This window comes from Vibrio hepatarius (assembly GCF_001274785.1).
In the GTDB taxonomy this organism is placed as follows: Bacteria; Pseudomonadota; Gammaproteobacteria; order Enterobacterales; family Vibrionaceae; genus Vibrio; species Vibrio hepatarius.
Map to the genome: position 1 here is coordinate 1 of NZ_LHPI01000002.1, position 19,290 is coordinate 19,290.

The 19,290-nt window shown below is 47.0% G+C and carries 19 protein-coding genes; 4 read left to right on the top strand and 15 right to left on the bottom strand.

What is annotated here, in order from left to right; all coding sequences use genetic code 11:
* Positions 1–381: 381 nt before the first annotated feature.
* Genes hemG through AKJ31_RS04935 form a run of 3 tightly spaced genes read right to left on the bottom strand, consistent with a single transcriptional unit; the run spans position 382 to position 3,051 of the window.
* Positions 382–912, bottom strand: coding sequence for a menaquinone-dependent protoporphyrinogen IX dehydrogenase (gene hemG, locus AKJ31_RS04925; RefSeq protein ID WP_053407998.1), 531 nt, complete (start codon positions 910–912; stop codon positions 382–384).
* Positions 913–921: 9 nt separating this feature from the next.
* The gene (locus AKJ31_RS04930; protein WP_053407999.1) at positions 922–2,379 is read right to left on the bottom strand and encodes a TrkH family potassium uptake protein; all 1,458 of its coding nucleotides are present in this window, start codon (positions 2,377–2,379) and stop codon (positions 922–924) included.
* A gap of 48 nt (positions 2,380–2,427) precedes the next feature.
* Positions 2,428–3,051, bottom strand: a complete 624-nt coding sequence (locus AKJ31_RS04935; protein ID WP_053408074.1) for a YigZ family protein — start codon at positions 3,049–3,051, stop codon at positions 2,428–2,430.
* Between the two features lie 265 nt (positions 3,052–3,316).
* Here AKJ31_RS04935 and fadB point away from each other — a divergent pair, with 265 nt between their 5' ends.
* Positions 3,317–5,488, top strand: coding sequence for a fatty acid oxidation complex subunit alpha FadB (fadB, locus tag AKJ31_RS04940; RefSeq protein ID WP_053408000.1), 2,172 nt, complete (start codon positions 3,317–3,319; stop codon positions 5,486–5,488).
* A 13-nt stretch (positions 5,489–5,501) separates the two neighbouring features.
* The gene (gene fadA, locus AKJ31_RS04945; protein ID WP_053408001.1) at positions 5,502–6,677 is read left to right on the top strand and encodes an acetyl-CoA C-acyltransferase FadA; all 1,176 of its coding nucleotides are present in this window, start codon (positions 5,502–5,504) and stop codon (positions 6,675–6,677) included.
* Between the two features lie 47 nt (positions 6,678–6,724).
* Here fadA and punR read toward each other — a convergent pair whose 3' ends face one another.
* A complete protein-coding gene (punR, locus tag AKJ31_RS04950; protein WP_053408002.1) occupies positions 6,725–7,633 on the bottom strand; it encodes a DNA-binding transcriptional activator PunR in 909 nt (302 codons plus the stop codon).
* 142 nt (positions 7,634–7,775) lie between these two features.
* Between punR and punC the strand changes: the two genes are divergently transcribed.
* Positions 7,776–8,975: a purine nucleoside transporter PunC gene (punC, locus tag AKJ31_RS04955; RefSeq protein WP_053408003.1), complete on the top strand. Its 1,200-nt coding sequence runs from the start codon at positions 7,776–7,778 to the stop codon at positions 8,973–8,975.
* Positions 8,976–9,029: 54 nt separating this feature from the next.
* Here punC and AKJ31_RS04960 read toward each other — a convergent pair whose 3' ends face one another.
* Complete coding sequence (locus AKJ31_RS04960; protein ID WP_053408004.1) at positions 9,030–9,806, bottom strand: transporter substrate-binding domain-containing protein; 777 nt, start codon at positions 9,804–9,806, stop codon at positions 9,030–9,032.
* A 100-nt stretch (positions 9,807–9,906) separates the two neighbouring features.
* Here AKJ31_RS04960 and AKJ31_RS04965 point away from each other — a divergent pair, with 100 nt between their 5' ends.
* Positions 9,907–10,647, top strand: a complete 741-nt coding sequence (locus AKJ31_RS04965) for an amino acid ABC transporter permease (RefSeq protein ID WP_053408005.1) — start codon at positions 9,907–9,909, stop codon at positions 10,645–10,647.
* 53 nt (positions 10,648–10,700) lie between these two features.
* Here the strand turns inward: AKJ31_RS04965 and glmU are convergent, their stop codons facing one another.
* The 10 genes from glmU to AKJ31_RS05015 form a co-directional block, all read right to left on the bottom strand.
* On the bottom strand, positions 10,701–12,062 hold the full coding sequence (glmU, locus tag AKJ31_RS04970; RefSeq protein ID WP_053408006.1) for a bifunctional UDP-N-acetylglucosamine diphosphorylase/glucosamine-1-phosphate N-acetyltransferase GlmU: 1,362 nt from the start codon (positions 12,060–12,062) through the stop codon (positions 10,701–10,703).
* Positions 12,063–12,213: 151 nt separating this feature from the next.
* Positions 12,214–12,636, bottom strand: a complete 423-nt coding sequence (locus AKJ31_RS04975; protein WP_053394321.1) for a F0F1 ATP synthase subunit epsilon — start codon at positions 12,634–12,636, stop codon at positions 12,214–12,216.
* Between the two features lie 18 nt (positions 12,637–12,654).
* On the bottom strand, positions 12,655–14,058 hold the full coding sequence (atpD, locus tag AKJ31_RS04980; protein ID WP_053408007.1) for a F0F1 ATP synthase subunit beta: 1,404 nt from the start codon (positions 14,056–14,058) through the stop codon (positions 12,655–12,657).
* Positions 14,059–14,093: 35 nt separating this feature from the next.
* Positions 14,094–14,960 (bottom strand): F0F1 ATP synthase subunit gamma, encoded by an 867-nt coding sequence (atpG, locus tag AKJ31_RS04985; protein WP_053408008.1) that lies wholly within the window; start codon positions 14,958–14,960, stop codon positions 14,094–14,096.
* Between the two features lie 44 nt (positions 14,961–15,004).
* Positions 15,005–16,546, bottom strand: a complete 1,542-nt coding sequence (gene atpA / locus AKJ31_RS04990) for a F0F1 ATP synthase subunit alpha (protein ID WP_053408009.1) — start codon at positions 16,544–16,546, stop codon at positions 15,005–15,007.
* Between the two features lie 12 nt (positions 16,547–16,558).
* Positions 16,559–17,092, bottom strand: coding sequence for a F0F1 ATP synthase subunit delta (atpH, locus tag AKJ31_RS04995; protein ID WP_053408010.1), 534 nt, complete (start codon positions 17,090–17,092; stop codon positions 16,559–16,561).
* A gap of 14 nt (positions 17,093–17,106) precedes the next feature.
* A complete protein-coding gene (gene atpF / locus AKJ31_RS05000) occupies positions 17,107–17,577 on the bottom strand; it encodes a F0F1 ATP synthase subunit B (RefSeq protein ID WP_053408011.1) in 471 nt (156 codons plus the stop codon).
* A 71-nt stretch (positions 17,578–17,648) separates the two neighbouring features.
* Complete coding sequence (gene atpE, locus AKJ31_RS05005) at positions 17,649–17,903, bottom strand: F0F1 ATP synthase subunit C (protein WP_002540812.1); 255 nt, start codon at positions 17,901–17,903, stop codon at positions 17,649–17,651.
* Positions 17,904–17,960: 57 nt separating this feature from the next.
* Positions 17,961–18,770 carry a F0F1 ATP synthase subunit A gene (gene atpB / locus AKJ31_RS05010; protein ID WP_053408012.1) on the bottom strand — a complete coding sequence of 270 codons (810 nt, stop codon included), beginning with the start codon at positions 18,768–18,770 and terminating at the stop codon, positions 17,961–17,963.
* 8 nt (positions 18,771–18,778) lie between these two features.
* Complete coding sequence (locus tag AKJ31_RS05015) at positions 18,779–19,168, bottom strand: F0F1 ATP synthase subunit I (RefSeq protein ID WP_053408013.1); 390 nt, start codon at positions 19,166–19,168, stop codon at positions 18,779–18,781.
* Positions 19,169–19,290: the final 122 nt, after the last annotated feature.

Genomic DNA, 19,290 nt, shown 5'->3' on the forward strand with positions numbered 1-19,290 from the left:
GTCACTTCGTATCATTGAAACCTAATTTGAAACCGAAGTTTCTAATTGGATTATCATCAACGAGTGCCCACACAGATTGATAGGTTTATATTGTTAAAGAGCTTGTTTCGAGTCTTACTCAAAACGGACGGTCATTTTAGCGAGATAAAGTTTAGTGTCAACCACTTTTTTCAAACTTTCTTCAAGTCATTCGACTTGGCTAAGTGACTCGCTAACTCGGTATTAACCGTTCCGAAACATCAGCTTCGAAGCGTTCCCGTGTCAGCGAGGGGGCATTATAGAGATCGAAATTATCTTGGCAACCCTTTTTCTACATTTTTCTTGTTTTTTTTATCGTTCGGTCATTTATTGATCCGAACGCTTTAAAAGCATACGTTTCGACTACAACTCAGCGAATTTTTTCGCGAAAAGAGAGACCTTTTTCCAATTGGTGTACTCGACTTCTTTAGTAGTATCCGTTTCACCATCGGTCAGCGTCATAATCAGTTTAATCATCATTTTGTCGAAGAAACCATAGCGCGGGTAATATAAAGCCCCGGCGAATACACCGATTAACTTTGGTTGCCAAGGCGATTTCTTTAAAAACTTCTGAATGTAAACGCTGCCTTCAGGGGTATCTTTACCTTGGTCTTCCTTACGCGCGGTTAAGTTAACGCAGAAAAATGCCACCTTGGTGTGATTTTCCAGTTGTTGTCGATTGTTCTCGATAAACTGATAGAGTTTCTTATTTAAATGTCCGTATCGGATCGAAGCCCCAATCAGCACTCTGTCATAAACGCTGAAATCTATTGCGTCTAATGTATGTAGGTTAACCAGCTCACATTCGAAGTTGCTAAGCTCACCCTCTATATAGTTAAGAATCTTTTTGGTTTGACCTTCGCGTGAAGAATATAGAAATAAAGCTTTTTTCACTTGAGCTCCTTAACTACGCCAGAACGTTGGCGTTAATAGAATTAACAGGGTAAAGACTTCTAGTCGACCGAATAGCATTGAAACGATCAGTACCCATTTCGCTTTGTCATTGATGTCACCAAAGTGCAACGCAACTTCGCCGAGCCCCGGACCTAAGTTATTTAATGTTGCCGCAACGGCTGAAAACGCACTCAGTTCATCAATCCCGGTCGCAATGAGTCCTAACATGCACACAACAAAGACCAGCGCATAAGCAGAAAAGAACCCCCAAACCGCATCGACGACGCGTTGAGGAAGAGCTGTACCACCGACTTTGATGGTATACACCGCTCTTGGGTGTACCAAACGTTTTAACTCACGAACCCCTTGTAGCGTCAGCAATAAGATACGGATAACTTTCATGCCGCCACCTGTTGAGCCCGCGCATCCACCGATGAAAGATGAAAACAATAGCAATACTGGCAAAAACAGTGGCCACTCTGAAAATCCTGTCGTGGTAAATCCAGCCGTGGTCGAAATAGAAACTGTCTGGAACAGCGCCTGGTCAAACGCGTCATAATAAGTGTCGTAAGAATGGTGGTTAAGTAGCATCACGAAACACACCACAAACAGTAGTAACTGGATAAAAAGGAACGCACGGAATTCTGGGTCTTTCCAGTAATACTTAGGATGAACGCCACCAGAGGCAAACGCGGCAAAGTGCAGAGAGAAGTTACACGCAGATATTAAGAGAAATACGACGGTAATCAGGTTAATCGCGTAACTGTCAAAATAGCCCATACTGGCATCATGAGTTGAAAAGCCACCAATCGCGATGGTTGAAAAGCTATGGCCGATCGCATCAAAAGGGGTCATGCCCGCAAACCAAAATGCCATCGCACAAGCAATCGTCAGACTGAGGTAAATATACCAAAGCGCTTTAGCAGTTTCGGCAATCCTCGGTGTCATCTTGCTGTCTTTAACAGGCCCAGGGATCTCGGCACGGTACAACTGCATACCACCGATACCCAGTACAGGAAGAATCGCCACGGCCAATACGATGATCCCCATACCACCAAACCACTGCAGAAACTGACGGTAAAACAGAATTGCCTTAGGAAGGTCGTCTAGGCCGACAATGACCGTCGCGCCGGTTGTGGTAAGGGCGGAAAACGATTCAAAAAAAGCGTCAGTGACCGAAACGTTAGGGTTGTCAGAGAGCAAAAATGGAATTGAACCCGCGCTCCCCAATACCGTCCAGAAGAGAACCACGATCAAGAAGCCATCACGCGCTTTCAACTCGTGCTTAAAGCGTCGGTTAGGGAACCAACACAATGCCCCGCAAAAGAGCAAAACAAAGAAAGTGGTAACAAATGCCACACCAGCGCCGTCACGGTATATCAAAGCGACCAAAGCGGGCGCCAACATAGATACACTAAACAGTGCGAGCAAAAGCCCGACGATGCGAATAATTGAACGAAATTGCATTGATAGACTGACTATAGATAGAAGTTAAACTTCCGGCTTCCTGAATATTTAATTTGCTTTTAAAGGCGTAACCAGAGCTTTAGCGCCACTCTTGTTGATTACTGCCTGTGTAAAGTCGTTGACCTTGCGCTGCTCAATATCCACGACTAATTTAACCTGATCACTATAGTCTGCAGACACTTCCTGTGCCTCAAATTGAGTGATGAGAGACTGGACTATAGGCATAAACGCATAGTCTAACTCTAGTTGCAACTGAGTGGTTATTTTTTTCTCAATTGTTTGAAGCAGCTTGAGAGCTTGCGAAACCCCGCCACCGTACGCTTTAACTAAGCCACCCGTACCTAACTTTATCCCACCAGAATAACGTGTCACGACGGCGGTGATTTCTCCAACTCCCGAACCGGATAACTGTGCCAACATTGGTTTTCCCGCCGTACCCGAAGGTTCACCATCATCACTGAGTCCCCACTTCATCGAGTCTTCTGCCCGCCCAGCGACGAATGCCCAACAGTTATGGCGTGCGTCCGCATGTTTGGTCTTTATCTGCTCGACAAACGCTTTCGCACTATCGATCGACGGAGTGTGAGCCAAGTGCGTAATGAAGACGCTCTTTTTGATTTCTTCTTCAAATTGAACGGACTGAGCTGGGATCAGATAAGGCTGGTCATTCATAGTATGTGCGGGTGTTAAGTGGTTGAAAGAGTTTATCACGAGAGGCATTAGAGCGTCGCCTAAGATCTGCCACAGCGCACAATGTTAAACACTTGTTTAAAAAATGTATTGAATTTAACTTTTGACAGGTCCAAACTGAAATTACTGGTCAAACCAGAAACTAGAAAAATAACAACTTTTCGGTTTGATCATTCCACATACGTGAACACTCTCAGGATAGAAAGACAAACGCACAATCCACGATTGTATGTCATGGAGATAGACAATGATTTACCAAGCCAACACCCTTACGGTAAAGGAAGTACAAGACGGTATTGCTGAACTGAGTTTCTGCTCTCCAAACTCCGTCAACAAGCTAGACTTAGCTACGCTAGAGTCACTCGATAAAGCACTTGATGCTCTGCAAAACCACGCTGGTTTGAAAGGGCTTTTGCTGACCTCAGACAAAGACTCATTTATCGTCGGTGCCGACATAACCGAATTTTTAGGTTTGTTCGCTAAAACCGAAGCCGAGCTCGACACTTGGCTACAATTTGCCAATAGCATCTTCAATAAACTTGAAGATCTGCCAGTCCCAACCCTCGCAGTTCTCAAAGGTCACACTCTGGGCGGTGGATGTGAGTGTGTACTCGCTACCGACATGCGCATTGGTGATAAAACCACCAGTATCGGCCTGCCAGAAACTAAACTAGGGATTATGCCTGGCTTTGGTGGTTGTGTACGCCTACCTCGTGTTGTCGGCGCAGACAACGCAATGGAAATCATCACCCAAGGTAAAGCATGCCGCGCGGATGAAGCACTCAAGCTCGGATTACTTGATGCCGTCGTTGAGACCGATGTTCTTTACGAGTCGGCGCTAACGACTCTAACTCAAGCCATCAACGAAAAACTTGATTGGCAAGCTCGCCGCAAACAAAAGACTTCGCCACTGACACTCAGCAAACTTGAATCGATGATGAGTTTCACCATGGCGAAAGGCTTGGTGGCACAAAAAGCAGGTCCACATTACCCTGCACCAATGACAGCAGTGAACACCATCGAAGAAGGGGCTCGCTTTGCTCGCAATGAAGCACTGGACGTTGAACGTAAGTACTTTGTGAAACTGGCAAAATCTGAAGAAGCAAAATCGCTAGTTGGTTTGTTCCTCAATGACCAGTACATCAAAAGCATTGCTAAGAAAGCAGCCAAAGCCGCGAACCAAGACACTCAACGAGCGGCGGTATTGGGCGCAGGCATTATGGGTGGCGGTATTGCCTACCAGTCCGCGTTAAAAGGTGTGCCAGTAGTGATGAAAGACATTGCTCAAGCATCACTAGATCTGGGTATGAATGAAGCGTCTAAACTGCTCAACAAGCAATTAGAACGTGGTCGTATCGATGGTTTCAAAATGGCGGGAATCCTTGCCTCTATTACTCCAAGTCTTCACTACGCAGGCATCGAGAACTCAGACGTGATCGTTGAAGCGGTGGTCGAGAACCCGAAAGTGAAAGCCTCAGTCCTGAGCGAAGTCGAACAGCAAGTAAATGAAAACACGGTGATTACCTCAAACACTTCGACCATTCCAATCAACTTGTTGGCGAAATCACTCAAACGCCCAGATAACTTCTGTGGTATGCACTTCTTTAACCCAGTGCATCGCATGCCTCTAGTCGAGATTATCCGCGGTGAGCACACGTCAGACGAAACCATTAATCGTGTGGTCGCTTACGCAGCCAAAATGGGCAAATCGCCAATCGTGGTCAATGACTGTCCTGGGTTCTTTGTCAACCGCGTGCTTTTCCCGTACTTCGGTGGCTTTAGCATGTTGCTGCGCGACGGCGCTGACTTCACGCACATCGATAAAGTGATGGAACGTAAGTTTGGTTGGCCAATGGGTCCTGCTTATCTGCTGGATGTGGTCGGTATCGATACCGCGCACCACGCACAAGCGGTGATGGCACAAGGTTTCCCTGAGCGCATGGGTAAACAAGGTCGTGACGCAATTGACGCTCTGTATGACGCAAACAAATATGGTCAGAAAAACGGCAGTGGCTTCTATAACTACACCGTTGACAAGAAAGGCAAGCCGAAGAAACTTTACTCTGAAGAGGTGCTTTCCGTATTCGCTGACGTCTGTGCGCAATCACAAACGTTCGACGACCAAACGATCATTCAGCGCATGATGATTCCGATGATCAACGAAGTGGTATTGTGTCTGCAAGAGAAGATCATCGCTTCTCCGCAAGAAGCTGACATGGCGCTGGTGTACGGATTGGGCTTCCCTCCATTCCGCGGTGGTGTATTCCGCTACCTAGATAGTGTGGGTATTGCTGAATTTGTTGAAATGGCGAAACAGTATGAGGATCTGGGTGCGATGTACCACGTTCCACAAATGCTTATCGATATGGCGGCCAAAGGTGAAACCTTTTATGGCGCACAACAGCAAGGCTCTATCTAAGGAGGGATAGCAAATGACTTTAAATACAAGAAATGTTGTCGTTGTAGATTGTCTACGTACACCAATGGGGCGCTCAAAAGGTGGCGCATTCCGTCATACGCGAGCTGAAGACTTATCGGCACACCTAATGAAAGGGATTCTGGCGCGTAACCCGCAAGTCAATCCAAGTGAGATTGAAGATATTTACTGGGGCTGTGTTCAACAAACGCTAGAGCAAGGCTTTAACGTTGCACGTAATGCTGCGCTGCTCGCTGGTCTTCCGATTGAAATTGGTGCAGTTACCGTCAACCGTCTTTGTGGTTCATCAATGCAAGCGCTGCACGATGGCACGCGAGCTATTATGACTGGCGACGCTGAAATCTGCCTAATCGGTGGCGTGGAGCATATGGGGCATGTGCCTATGAACCACGGTGTCGATTTCCACCCGGGTATGGCAAAGAATGTCGCAAAAGCAGCAGGCATGATGGGTTTAACCGCAGAAATGCTGGGCAAATTGCACGGTATTAGTCGCCAGCAGCAAGATGAGTTTGCCGCTCGCTCACACGCACGTGCTCACGCGGCGACTGTCGAAGGCCGCTTCAAGAGTGAAATCTTACCGACCGAAGGTCACGCTGCTGATGGCACGTTATTTACTCTCGATTACGATGAAGTGATTCGTCCGGAAACCACGGTTGAAGGGCTATCACAGCTGCGTCCAGTATTCGACCCAGCCAATGGTACGGTCACTGCGGGCACATCTTCAGCCCTTTCTGATGGCGCGTCAGCCATGCTGATCATGAGTGAAGAAAAGGCCAACGAGCTCGGTCTCACTATCCGCGCGCGCATCAAAGGTATGGCAATCGCTGGCTGCGATCCGTCTATCATGGGTTACGGTCCTGTACCCGCGACTCAAAAAGCGCTCAAACGTGCGGGCTTGTCGATTGACGATATGGACGTCGTTGAGCTAAACGAAGCGTTCGCTGCTCAATCACTTCCTTGTGCCAAAGACCTTGGCCTTTTGGACGTGATGGATGAAAAAGTGAACCTTAATGGTGGCGCGATCGCTCTTGGTCACCCACTAGGCTGTTCAGGTTCACGTATCTCGACTACGCTGATCAACCTTATGGAAGCCAAAGACGCAAAATACGGTCTGGCCACCATGTGTATTGGTCTTGGCCAGGGCATCGCTACGGTATTTGAGCGCCCTTAACCAAAACCATTAACTCAAACGCCAGCTGAACTTAGCTGGCGTTTTTGTTAGGACTGCAACCAATCCTGATACAACTGCTCACTCGAGCCGAGATAATTCACCATCCAATCGATCATTTTATGGTTGTCATCTTTGCGCCAAACGAGGCAACAGTGACTAAACGGCTTATCCTCAGGTAGAATTTTTTCCACCAGCAAACCTTCAGTAATTAGCGGTTGGGCAATATGTCGAGGCATGTAGCCGACACCGACCCCATTCTTCAAACATTCAATCGCACTGTACCAATTCGGTAACAGTAAGCGGCGCTGGTCTGGGTAATGAACCGTATGGCGCTTTGGCAGCACGTTAGATGTATCGTCCAGACAGATCGCAGGATACTGACTGATAAACTCCTCTCCGAGGTTTTGCTCTCGCACACAAGGGTGTGATGAAGACATAACAAACGCCCAGTCGAGGATGCCCATATCTTTGACCTCAAAATCACCGCCAACCGGAATCGCTGAGGTGGCACCGATCACGATGTCCGCCCTTCCTTGTGAGATCGCTTCCCAAGAGCCATTAAAAACTTCCATATTGATTTGCAGTTCAGCATGAGGAAAGGTGGAATAGAAATCTTCAATCAAAGGTTTTAAACGTTCCAGCTTAACCACGTTATCCAAGGTAAGTTTGAGTGTTTTTTGCCAACCATGTGCCGCGCGGCGCGTTTGCGCTTTGACCTCTTCCATCTGGCGCAGCATGGTTCTTGCCTGTTCAATGAATAGCTCGCCTGCTGGCGTCAGCTCTACCTTTCTCGGTAAACGGCGAAACAACACCACATCGAGGTCTTGCTCGATTTGCCTGATGCTGTAGCTGATCGCAGATGGCACCTTGTGCAAAACATCGGCCGCAGCGGTGAAGCTGCCTAGTCTAGCCACAGTATCGACGAGCTCGAGCGAAGACTGTGAAAACGCACTCATGACTCACCTTTCAAAATTTTTGATTCATAACCACAAATTTTAGCGTTTTATTTTATTAAAAGCGAAAAATACAATGGCGAAGTTAATAAAAAGGTTGGCGCCAACGAACAAACATCAATCAATTATTTTGAATGGAATAACGATGAAGATTTCAAAATTACAGCTTTTTTATTTAGCAGCGCTGTCAATGCTCGGCTTTATCGCAACCGATATGTATCTGCCAGCATTCAAGGCGATGGAAGTCGACTTTGCGACCGGACCAGAGCAAATTGCTTTGTCGTTGACGGTTTTCTTAGTCGGTATGGCACTAGGACAACTGTTGTGGGGCTTGGCTTCTGATAAGTTTGGCCATCGCAATACCTTAGCAGCAGGTTTAGCGCTATTTACTGTTGCCTCTTTTGGCCTCGCGTTCAGTGACCAAGTTTGGCAACTATTGACGCTACGCTTTGTGCAAGCCATTGGTGTTTGTGCACCAGCGGTGATCTGGCAAGCAATGGTCATCAAGCGATACTCCAGCAGCAGCCAACAGATTTTTGCCACCATTATGCCGCTTGTCGCACTATCGCCAGCATTGGCGCCACAACTTGGTGTGTTATTGGCAGATAGTTTTGGTTGGTTCAGTATTTTTATCGCTCTGACGGTAATGGGTATCGTCCTAGTAATGGCGACGATGGCTCAAGACAACGAAACAGTCGAAGAAAAACAAACCAGCATCGCTACCGATATCAAAGCGTTAGTCGGCTCAAAGTCTTACTTGGGTAACGTGTTGATGTTCGCGACGGCTTCGGCGGCATTCTTTGCTTACCTGACTGGCATGCCAGAGATCATGGCTCAGCTTGGCTATGAAGCGAAAGACATTGGCTTAAGTTTTATTCCGCAAACTATCGCATTTATGGCCGGTGGTTATCTCGGTAAGGTTGGCGTCAATAAATATGGCGATGAAAAAGTTCTGCGTCAGTTGATCGGACTGTTTAGCGTCTCGTCGCTACTGATCTTTATCGCCTCTCAGTGGGAGCTGAGTTCTATTTGGCCGATTCTTGCGCCGTTCTGTTTGATTGCCGTCGCTAACGGTGCGCTTTACCCTATCGTGGTAAACCGTGCACTAGCCAGCGCAAAACAGAGCCCTGCGACCGCTGCTGGTTTGCAAAATAGCCTGCAGATTAGCGTCAGTAGCTTATCAAGCGCGCTGGTTGCGGCTTTAGCCAGTCAGGCGCAGATGGTGACAGGTATCGCGATTGTACTGTGTATGGGTGGATTGTGGTTTGGTTATGTTCTGTCAAACCGCGAACTATCAGAGCAGTTCACCGTTCCGGACAACGCCCGCGTCGTGAGCGAAGAATAATCCTCATCCTAAAAATGAAAAGAGCCGCGTGTGCGGCTCTTTTTCTATTCAGGACTAGAGGCTTTTTAACCCCCACTTCTCTGCAGTTTGTTTAAAAAACCCTTGGGTTTTCTTCAGCTCTACCCAATGGTTAATGTAATTAATCCAGACCTGGTCGTCTTGAGGAAGTAACATCGCAATAGGTGTCGGGCGACGAGGCTCTTTAACTGGCACGATCGCGAGTTGTCTAAACTTCTCAACTAAGGTTGCCGCCTCAACGTTTGACGTCACGGAGACGTCTGCTCGTTTCGCCAGTAGCTCTTGGAAATCACGCGCTGGCGCTTCAATCACGATATGGGTAGCAGAAGGGAAGAACTCTTTGACCATCTTTTCTTGTACCGTGCCCAACGTTGCCGCAACTTTTACGTCTGCATTATCAAAATCACTCCAATCGGAGAACTTATCTAGGTCTTTTTTCTGCACGACAGGTACAAAGGCTAAGTAAAAGTAAGGCTGGCTGTAACCGGCAACTTTGGCACGCGACATATTCAGTGACGCACTTCCCGTAACGTCATACTTACCCGCGGTGATCCCATTCACCAGTGTTTTCCAATCCGTCGCGACATACTCGACCTTCACCCCCAGATCTTTAGCCAGCTCGCTTGTAACATCGATATCAAACCCTCGGTAACTATTGGTCGCGGGATCTTTCATCGTCATTGGATTCCAATCCCCAGTGGTGCCAACACGCAGTACCCCGGCGTCCAAAATATCGTGCAGTCGACTCTTGGCATTGGCAAAACCACTCACAGCAAGTAAAGAAAGTCCTAGCGCTAACAGAAGTTTTTTCATTGTTTTTCCTTAATATAAGTTCCGTTTAAGATTTACAAACGCTTCCTTGATAACATAGCAGCAACAAAGGATATTTTTTAGTCAAGCTAGGGAAAGAAGCGTGAATTGTCGATATCTATGGCTATTTTTGCCATTGCTCATCACAGGCTGTGCGGATTATCAATGGGGCTGGTATGTGCTTGACCCTTCCACTCAGCAGGGACAAACCAATCTAAAGTTTCTGATTGCTGGCTTCGCGGATACGATTTCGGTCTCATTAATCAGCATGTTGTTTGCCATGACGATAGGTTTGATTGTCGCCCTGCCCGCACTATCAAGCTCTAAACCACTCAACGCTCTCAATAGAATCTATGTGGAAGTAATCCGTTCGATTCCGGTTTTAGTGCTGCTGCTTTGGGTTTACTACGGCATGCCGACCTTGCTTGATATTTCATTGAATCATTTCTGGGCAGGGGTTATCGCGTTAACCATCGCTGAGAGCGCGTTTATGGCCGAAGTGTTTCGCGGCGGGATTCAGGCTATCGCGCGCGGCCAACATGAAGCGGCGGAGTCGTTAGGACTCAATTACTGGCAAAAAATGCGCTTGGTGATCCTGCCACAAGCGTTTCGACAAATTTTGCCACCACTAGGGAATCAGTTTGTTTATATTCTGAAGATGAGTTCTTTGGTGAGTGTGATTGGTTTGAGCGACCTGACCAGACGTGCCAACGAGTTAGTGGTGAATGAGTACTTACCTCTCGAAATCTACACTTTCTTAGTTATTGAATATTTAGTGCTGATTTTATGTGTATCACAAGCGGTGCGCTGGCTGGAAAAACGCATTGCAATTCCTAGTCACTAATACGTAGCAATAAAAAAGCCGCTCCTATAAGAGCGGCTTTTTTCAATCTTGAATTACTTATTCTTAACTGGACGTTGCCAACCAGTAATTTTGCGCTCTTTAGCGCGAGTAATCACTAACTCACCTTGCGCGACATCCTTAGTTAGTGTCGTACCAGCACCGATAGTCGCACCGTCTGCGATCGATACCGGAGCCACCAGCTGGCTATCTGAGCCGACAAACACGTCATTGCCGATGACTGTCTTGTGTTTATTCGCACCATCGTAGTTACAGGTAATCGTACCCGCACCAATGTTGGTACGCTGACCAATTTCAGCATCACCGAGGTAAGTTAAGTGGTTCGCTTTCGAACCTTCGCCAATGCGAGCATTCTTCACTTCGACAAAGTTACCGACGTGAGAGTCGTTACGCATCTCCGCACCAGGGCGCAGACGAGTAAACGGACCAACCGTACACTCTTCACCAACCGTCGCACCTTCAATCACACTGTAAGGACGTACAATGGTGTTATCGTCGATTTCACAATCTTTGAGTACACATCCCGTGCCGATCACCACGTTATCACCGAGAGTCACGTTACCTTCAATGATCACGTTGGCATCGATTTCACAGTCCATGCCGCACTGCAACGCACCACGCAAGTCAAAGCGTGCTGGGTCACGTAGCATTACGCCTTGCTCAAGTAGTTTCTTCGCTTGCATCGATTGGAACGCACGCTCAAGACGCGCCAGCTGTGCGCGGTCATTCACCCCTTCGACTTCGATCGGATTCACCGGATGAACTGCTTCAACTGCGCGACCTTCATCGTGCGCCGCTGCGATCACGTCGGTTAGGTAGTACTCGCCTTGGGCATTGTTATTGTTCAGACCTGATAGCCAGCGCTTAAGGTCTCCACCAGTCGCCACCATCACACCTGTGTTGATTTCTTTAATCAGCTTCTGCTCTTCAGTCGCGTCTTTTTGCTCTACGATAGCGACCACAGGGCCGTTCTTACGCACGATACGACCATAGCCAGTAGGGTTATCCAAAACCACAGTTAACAGCGCGATACCGCCCGTTGGCTGAGCATCGAGTAAGCTCTCGATCGTCTCTTCAGAGATCAAAGGTACATCGCCGTACAACACTAAGATCTTTTCGTCGTCTTCAAATTTCGCCGACGCTTGATCCACCGCGTGGCCAGTACCGAGTTGCTCAGCTTGCAGCACCCAGTTTACTGGCTCATTCGCCAGTTCAGCTTGCATCTGGTCGCCGCCGTGGCCGTAAACCAAATGGATATTTTGCGCACCCAGGCCAGAGCAAGTATCGATTACGTGCTTCGCCATAGGTTTACCCGCTAGTGTATGCAGTACTTTAGGTTTATTTGAGTACATGCGGGTACCTTTACCCGCCGCGAGGATGACCGCGCTAAATTTCATTGGTTTACCTTTCGCTATGGAATAAAAACTGCTGTGTATTCTAGAGGCTAGAACAGCAAGTGTTAATTGCACAACTACAATTTCTGGCAAAAAATACGCAAAAAGGCGGTCTAATGACCGCCTTTATCATTTTTAAAACGCTACTAAAGGTTTAGCGACGTTTCTTTGTCAGCTCGATAACACGTAGCTGAGCAATGGCTTTCGCCAGCTCACTGGCCGCTTGAGCGAAGTCCATATCACCATGCTGATTCTGAATTTTCTCCTCAGCGCGGCGCTTGGCTTCTTCTGCCTTCGCTGCGTCTAGCTCTTCACCACGGATAGCTGTATCAGCCAGTACAGTAGCTGTACCAGGCTGAACTTCTACCATACCACCAGAAACGTAAATGATTTCTTCGTGGCCGTGCTGTTTCACAATACGCACCATACCAGGCTTAATAGCGGTCAGTAACGGAGTGTGACCATGGAAAATACCAAGTTCACCTTCGCTACCGGTCACCTGAAATGTTTCTACGCGACCAGAGAAGATTTTCTTCTCAGCGCTGACTACATCTAGGTGAAAGGTTATTGGTGCCATATCGCCTCCTAGTTAGCCTTATAGCTTCTTCGCATTCTCGATAGCATCGTCGATAGTACCGCAGTACATGAACGCTTGCTCTGGAATGTCATCGTAATCACCAGCTAGTAGACCTTTGAAGCCACGTAGAGTCTCTTTAAGAGGTACGTAAACACCTGGGTCGCCAGTAAATACTTCCGCTACGTGGTAAGGCTGAGTTAGGAAACGCTCAATCTTACGTGCACGAGATACAACTTGCTTATCTGCTTCAGATAGCTCGTCCATACCTAGGATTGCGATGATATCTTTCAGCTCTTTGTAGCGCTGAAGTGTCTGCTGAACGCCACGCGCGATGTCGTAGTGATCTTGACCTACTACTAGTGGGTCTAGCTGACGAGAAGTCGAATCCAATGGGTCGATCGCTGGGTATAGACCCATAGCTGCGATGTTACGGTTAAGTACAACCGTTGCATCCAAGTGCGCGAACGTTGTTGCTGGAGACGGGTCAGTCAAGTCATCCGCAGGTACGTATACAGCCTGTACAGACGTGATAGAACCTTGCTTAGTTGACGTGATACGCTCCTGTAGTACACCCATCTCTTCTGCAAGAGTTGGCTGGTAACCTACCGCAGAAGGCATACGACCTAGCAGTGCTGATACCTCAGTACCTGCAAGCGTGTAACGGTAGATGTTATCAACGAACAGAAGTACGTCACGACCTTCGTCACGGAAACGTTCTGCCATTGTTAGACCAGTCAGTGCAACACGTAGACGGTTACCTGGTGGCTCGTTCATCTGACCATAAACCATCGCTACTTTCGATTCTTCAGGCTTCTCAACGTTTACAACGCCCGCTTCCTGCATCTCGTAGTAGAAATCGTTACCTTCACGAGTACGCTCACCAACACCAGCAAACACTGATAGACCAGAGTGTTGTAGTGCGATGTTGTTGATAAGTTCCATCATGTTAACGGTCTTACCTACACCTGCACCACCGAATAGACCGATTTTACCACCCTTAGCGAATGGACAAACTAGGTCGATTACTTTAACGCCAGTTTCTAGTAGAGCTGTTTCGTTTGATTGCTCTTCGTAGCTTGGTGCTTCACGGTGAATAGAGTAAACCTCTTCTGCACCGATTTCACCACGCTCGTCAATCGCGTCACCTAGAACGTTCATGATACGACCTAGGGTCTTAGTACCCACTGGTACTGAAATTGGAGCGCCAGTATTTACTACTTCAACTCCACGACGTAAACCATCAGAGCTACCCATTACGATACAACGAACTACGCCACCGCCTAGCTGTTGTTGAACTTCAAGAACTAGACGTTCTTTTGAGTCCGTTACGTTTAGAGCGTCATATACACTAGGTACTTCGCTCTGTGGGAACTCTACGTCGACTACCGCACCGATGATCTGTACGATCTTACCTGTAGCCATCGTTAATCCTCTAAACTATTTCGTTTTACCTAAACTTAAACCGCAGCAGCACCACCAACGATTTCCGACAGTTCTTGTGTAATCGCAGCCTGACGGGCTTTGTTGTACACAAGTTCTAGATCTTCAATCAGGTTGGTTGCGTTATCCGTTGCAGCCTTCATCGCAATCATTCGAGCCGCTTGCTCACAAGCAAGGTTCTCTACCACACCTTGGTAAACCTGAGACTCTACGTAACGCACTAGAAGTGCATCCAATAGAGGTTGTGGTTCAGGCTCATAGATGTAGTCCCATGAATGCTCACGCTGCATCTCTTTGCTGTCAGATTTAGGCAAAGGTAGCAATTGATCGATCGTTGGTTCTTGAACCATAGTGTTCACAAACTTGTTAAACACTACGTATAAACGGTCCAATTCACCTTCATCGTATTTCTTCAGCATTACGCTTACAGAACCGATTAGGTCTTCTAGACTAGGTTGATCACCCAGACCAGAAACCTGAGCAGCTACTTTCGCGCCACTGTTGTTAAAGAAAGCTGTTGCTTTAGAACCAACAACTGCTAGTTCAACTTCAGCACCTTTCTCTTTCCAAGCTTGCATGTCATTGATAGCTTTCTTGAACACGTTAATGTTCAAGCCGCCACACAAGCCACGGTCTGTAGAAACGATGATGTAACCAACTCGCTTCGCTTCACGCTCTTCTAGGTACGGATGACGGTACTCTAGGTTCGCGTTTGCTACGTGACCGATCACTTTACGCATTGTTTCAGCGTATGGACGAGAAGCTTCCATTGCATCTTGAGAACGACGCATTTTTGAAGCTGCTACCATTTCCATCGCTTTCGTAATTTTCTGAGTGCTTTTAACACTACCGATTTTATTACGTATCTCTTTTGCGCCGGCCATCGTTACTCTCCATTAGTTGGTGGCATATTACTGCCACCGACCTATTACCAAGTTTGGGTTGCTACGAAGTCGTCAGTCAGCTTCTTAAGCTGAGCTTCAACTTCATCGTTGTATGCACCCGTCTTGTCGATCTCAGCTGCAAATTCAGCGTATTGACCGCGAGCGTACGATAGTAGAGCCGCTTCAAAATCTAGCAGTTTGCTTAGTTCAACATCTGCTAAATAGCCGCGCTCTGCCGCGAAGATAACTAGAGCTTGGTCAAATACAGACATTGGAGCGTACTGCTTCTGCTTCATTAGTTCTGTAACTTTCTGACCGTGGTCTAGCTGTTTCTTCGTCGCTTCATCAAGGTCAGACGAGAACTGTGCGAATGCCGCTAGTTCACGGTACTGAGCTAGTGCAGTACGGATACCGCCTGATAGCTTCTTGATGATTTTCGTTTGCGCTGAACCACCTACACGAGATACTGAGATACCTGGGTCAACCGCTGGACGAACACCTGCGTTGAATAGCTCAGTTTGTAGGAAGATCTGACCGTCGGTAATCGAGATTACGTTAGTCGGTACGAATGCTGAAACGTCACCTGCTTGAGTTTCGATGATAGGAAGAGCAGTCAAAGAACCAGTCTTACCTTTCACTTCACCGTTAGTGAATTTTTCTACATACTCTTCGCTTACACGAGCTGCACGCTCTAGTAGACGCGAGTGAAGGTAGAATACATCACCTGGGAATGCCTCACGGCCTGGTGGACGTTTTAGTAGTAGAGAGATCTGACGGTAAGCTACCGCTTGTTTAGATAGGTCATCGTAAACAATCAGTGCGTCTTCGCCGCGATCGCGGAAGTACTCACCCATCGCACAACCTGCGTATGGCGCTAGGTATTGTAGCGCAGCAGATTCAGAAGCCGATGCAACAACAACGATAGTGTTAGATAGTGCGCCGTGCTCTTCTAGTTTGCGAACTACGTTAGCAATAGTCGATGCTTTCTGACCGATAGCTACGTAGATAGAGTAAATACCAGAGTTTTTCTGGTTGATGATCGCATCGATCGCCATCGCTGTTTTACCAGTCTGACGGTCACCGATTACAAGCTCACGCTGACCACGACCGATTGGGATCATTGAGTCAACAGATTTGTAACCAGTTTGCACAGGTTGGTCTACCGATTTACGGTCGATTACGCCTGGTGCGATCACTTCTACAGGTGAAGTCAATTTCGCTTCGATTGGACCTTTGCCATCGATAGGCTCACCTAGCGTGTTTACTACGCGACCTAGCAATTCTGGACCAACTGGCACTTCAAGAATGCGGCCAGTACCTGTAACTTTCATGCCTTCCTTAAGGTCAGCATATGGGCCCATTACAACCGCACCAACCGAGTCACGCTCAAGGTTAAGTGCCAGTGCATAACGACCACCCGGTAATTCAATCATTTCACCTTGCATCACGTCCGCTAGGCCGTGGATGCGGATGATACCATCGCTTACCGATACGATAGTACCCTCGTTGCGAGCTTCACTAACAACTTCGAAAGATTCGATACGTTGTTTGATTAGATCGCTGATTTCCGTGGAATTAAGTTGCATGTTCAATCCCCATTAAGACTGCAATGCATCGCTCAGGCGGTTCAAACGACCACGCGCTGAGTTATCGATGACTAAGTCTCCGGCTCGAATAATCACCCCACCAAGTAGGGCCTCATCTACACTGCAATTCAGCTTAACTTTGCGTTCTAAACGCTGCTCAAGTTTGCTGCTGATGTTTGCTAGTTGCTCATCTGAAAGCTCAGACGCTGAAATGACTTCAACATCGATTTCTTTCTCGTGCTCTTTTTTCAGAGCCATGAACTGTTCACTTACATCAGGAAGGGCCGTTAGACGGCCATTCTCTGCCATTACCTTAAGAAGGTTTTGGCCATGAGCATCAACTTGCTCACCGCAAACTGCGACAAAGATTTCTGCTAGTTTGTCAGCAGAAACAGAACCCGTAAGTAGCTCTTTCATTTGTTCGTTGTTTGCGACTTCAGCAGCAAAAGACAACATCTGACCCCATTGGTCAAGTTGGCCTTTATCTACAGCAAAGTCGAAAGCTGCTTTAGCATAGGGGCGTGCGATAGTAGTCAAATCAGACATATGCGCCCCCAGACTTAAAGTTTTGCAGTAATGTTGTCGAGAATATCTTTCTGCGCATCTTTATCGATAGCGCGTTCAAGAATCTTCTCAGCACCAGCTACAGCCAGAGTTGCAACTTGTTTGCGCAGCTCATCGCGCGCGCGGTTACGTTCAGCTTCTAGTTCAGCTTCTGCTTGCGTTAGGATTTTCTGACGTTCAGTCTGAGCTTCCTCGCGAGCTTCATCTAGAATTTGAGCTTTACGCTTGTTCGCTTGCTCGATGATCTCAGTTGCTGTGCGCTTCGCTTCTTTCAACTGATCAGAAGCGTTTGCTTGTGCTAGATCCAAGTCTTTTGCAGCACGTTCTGCTGCTTGAAGACCATCAGCAATTTTCTTCTGACGTTCTTCAATCGCTTGCATCAACGGCGGCCATACATACTTCATGCAGAACCACACAAACAGTGCAAACGAAATTGCTTGACCTAGCAGAGTTGCGTTCATATTCACAACAGCTACCCCTCTATTTGGACTTAGTGTTAATCAATGACAAACAAGTGTTTGCCTGGACGAAAACGTGATTAACCTAGTTGACCAACGAATGGGTTCGCGAAAGTGAATAGTAGTGCGATTACGATACCGATCATTGGAACCGCATCAAGTAGACCAGCGATGATGAACATCTTAACTTGTAGCATAGGAGCCATTTCTGGTTGACGTGCTGCACCTTCAAGGAATTTACCACCTAGAAGTGCGAAACCAATCGCTGTACCAAGAGAAGCAAGACCGACGATAATACCTACGGCGATTGCAGAAAAGCTCAGTAAAGTTTCCATTACTATCTCCAATTTATAGTTGTTGGCTAATTGCCCAAATAAAAAGCTTTAAAAAAATTAATGATCAGAATCTTCGTGTGCCATTGACAGGTAAACAATTGTCAACATCATGAACACGAAAGCCTGGATCGTAATAACCAAGATATGGAATATCGCCCACGGTAGTGAACCCATCCATTGCAAGTACCATGGTAGCATTGCCGCACAAAGAATGAATACAACCTCACCCGCGAACATGTTACCGAATAGACGCATACCAAGTGATAGAGGTTTCGCAAGTAGCGATACCACTTCAATTAGTAGGTTAAACGGAATCATCACTGGGTGATTGAATGGATGCAGTGCCAATTCTTTAGCGAATCCACCTAGACCTTTCACTTTGATGCTGTAGTAAATCATCAGAGCGAAAACGCCTAGAGCCATAGCCATGGTGATATTCACATCAGCAGACGGTACAACCTTAAGATAAGGGATACCTAGCCAATGCTCTGCTGGGTATGGTAAGAAGTCGATAGGAACTAAGTCCATCACGTTCATCAAAAATACCCAACAAAAGATAGTCAGTGCTAAAGGCGCGATCAGTGGGTTGCGTCCATGGAACGTGTCTTTGACGTTATCCGCGACAAATTCAACGATCATTTCTACAGCACACTGAAGCTTACCCGGTACACCCGCTGTTGTTCTCTTCGCTACTTTGTAAAAAATTCCGAGGAAAATTAAACCAGTAAACCAAGAAAAAAACAGGCTATCGATATGTACGTTCCAGAAACTTGCTTCTTCCACTAAACCTAGCTTACCTAATGAAAGGTTCGATAGGTGGTGGGCAATGTATCCGGACGACGTTAGCGCTTCACCTGGCGCAGCCATAACTCATCCTATTTTTTGTTGTTAATGAATAGCACTGGCGCACAGATATTAATACCTAGAGCCAGCAAATAGGTTAGCTTAAGCGGAACAAGTTCCACTTGCATATACATGTAGGCAACCGTAAACAACACAACTGTGATAAGGATTTTCAGTGCTTCGCCGGTGTAGAAGGAGGCCGTAATTCGCTTTGCAGCACGGGCTCCACTAAACATAAAAGCACATAGCGCAAAAACCGCATTGGCAATGACAAAGATGCCACCACCAACTAGCGCCGAAATTCCCCATTCAGCATTCACAGCCACAGCCATTCCTGCCGCCAATAGTGTAACCGCGCCAAACTCGATCATTAACAATTGCTTAGCAAGCTCTCGTCCTGGTCTAGCTAACGCAGCTACCATGTATTCGTACCTCTAGTAAAATCCACAGCCTTACTACCTCTGCTGGGAAATTGGCGAAAATTATACGGTCAGTGCACTTGAATGCAATTAAAACACTGGAAAAAGTTACAATTTTGTTTACA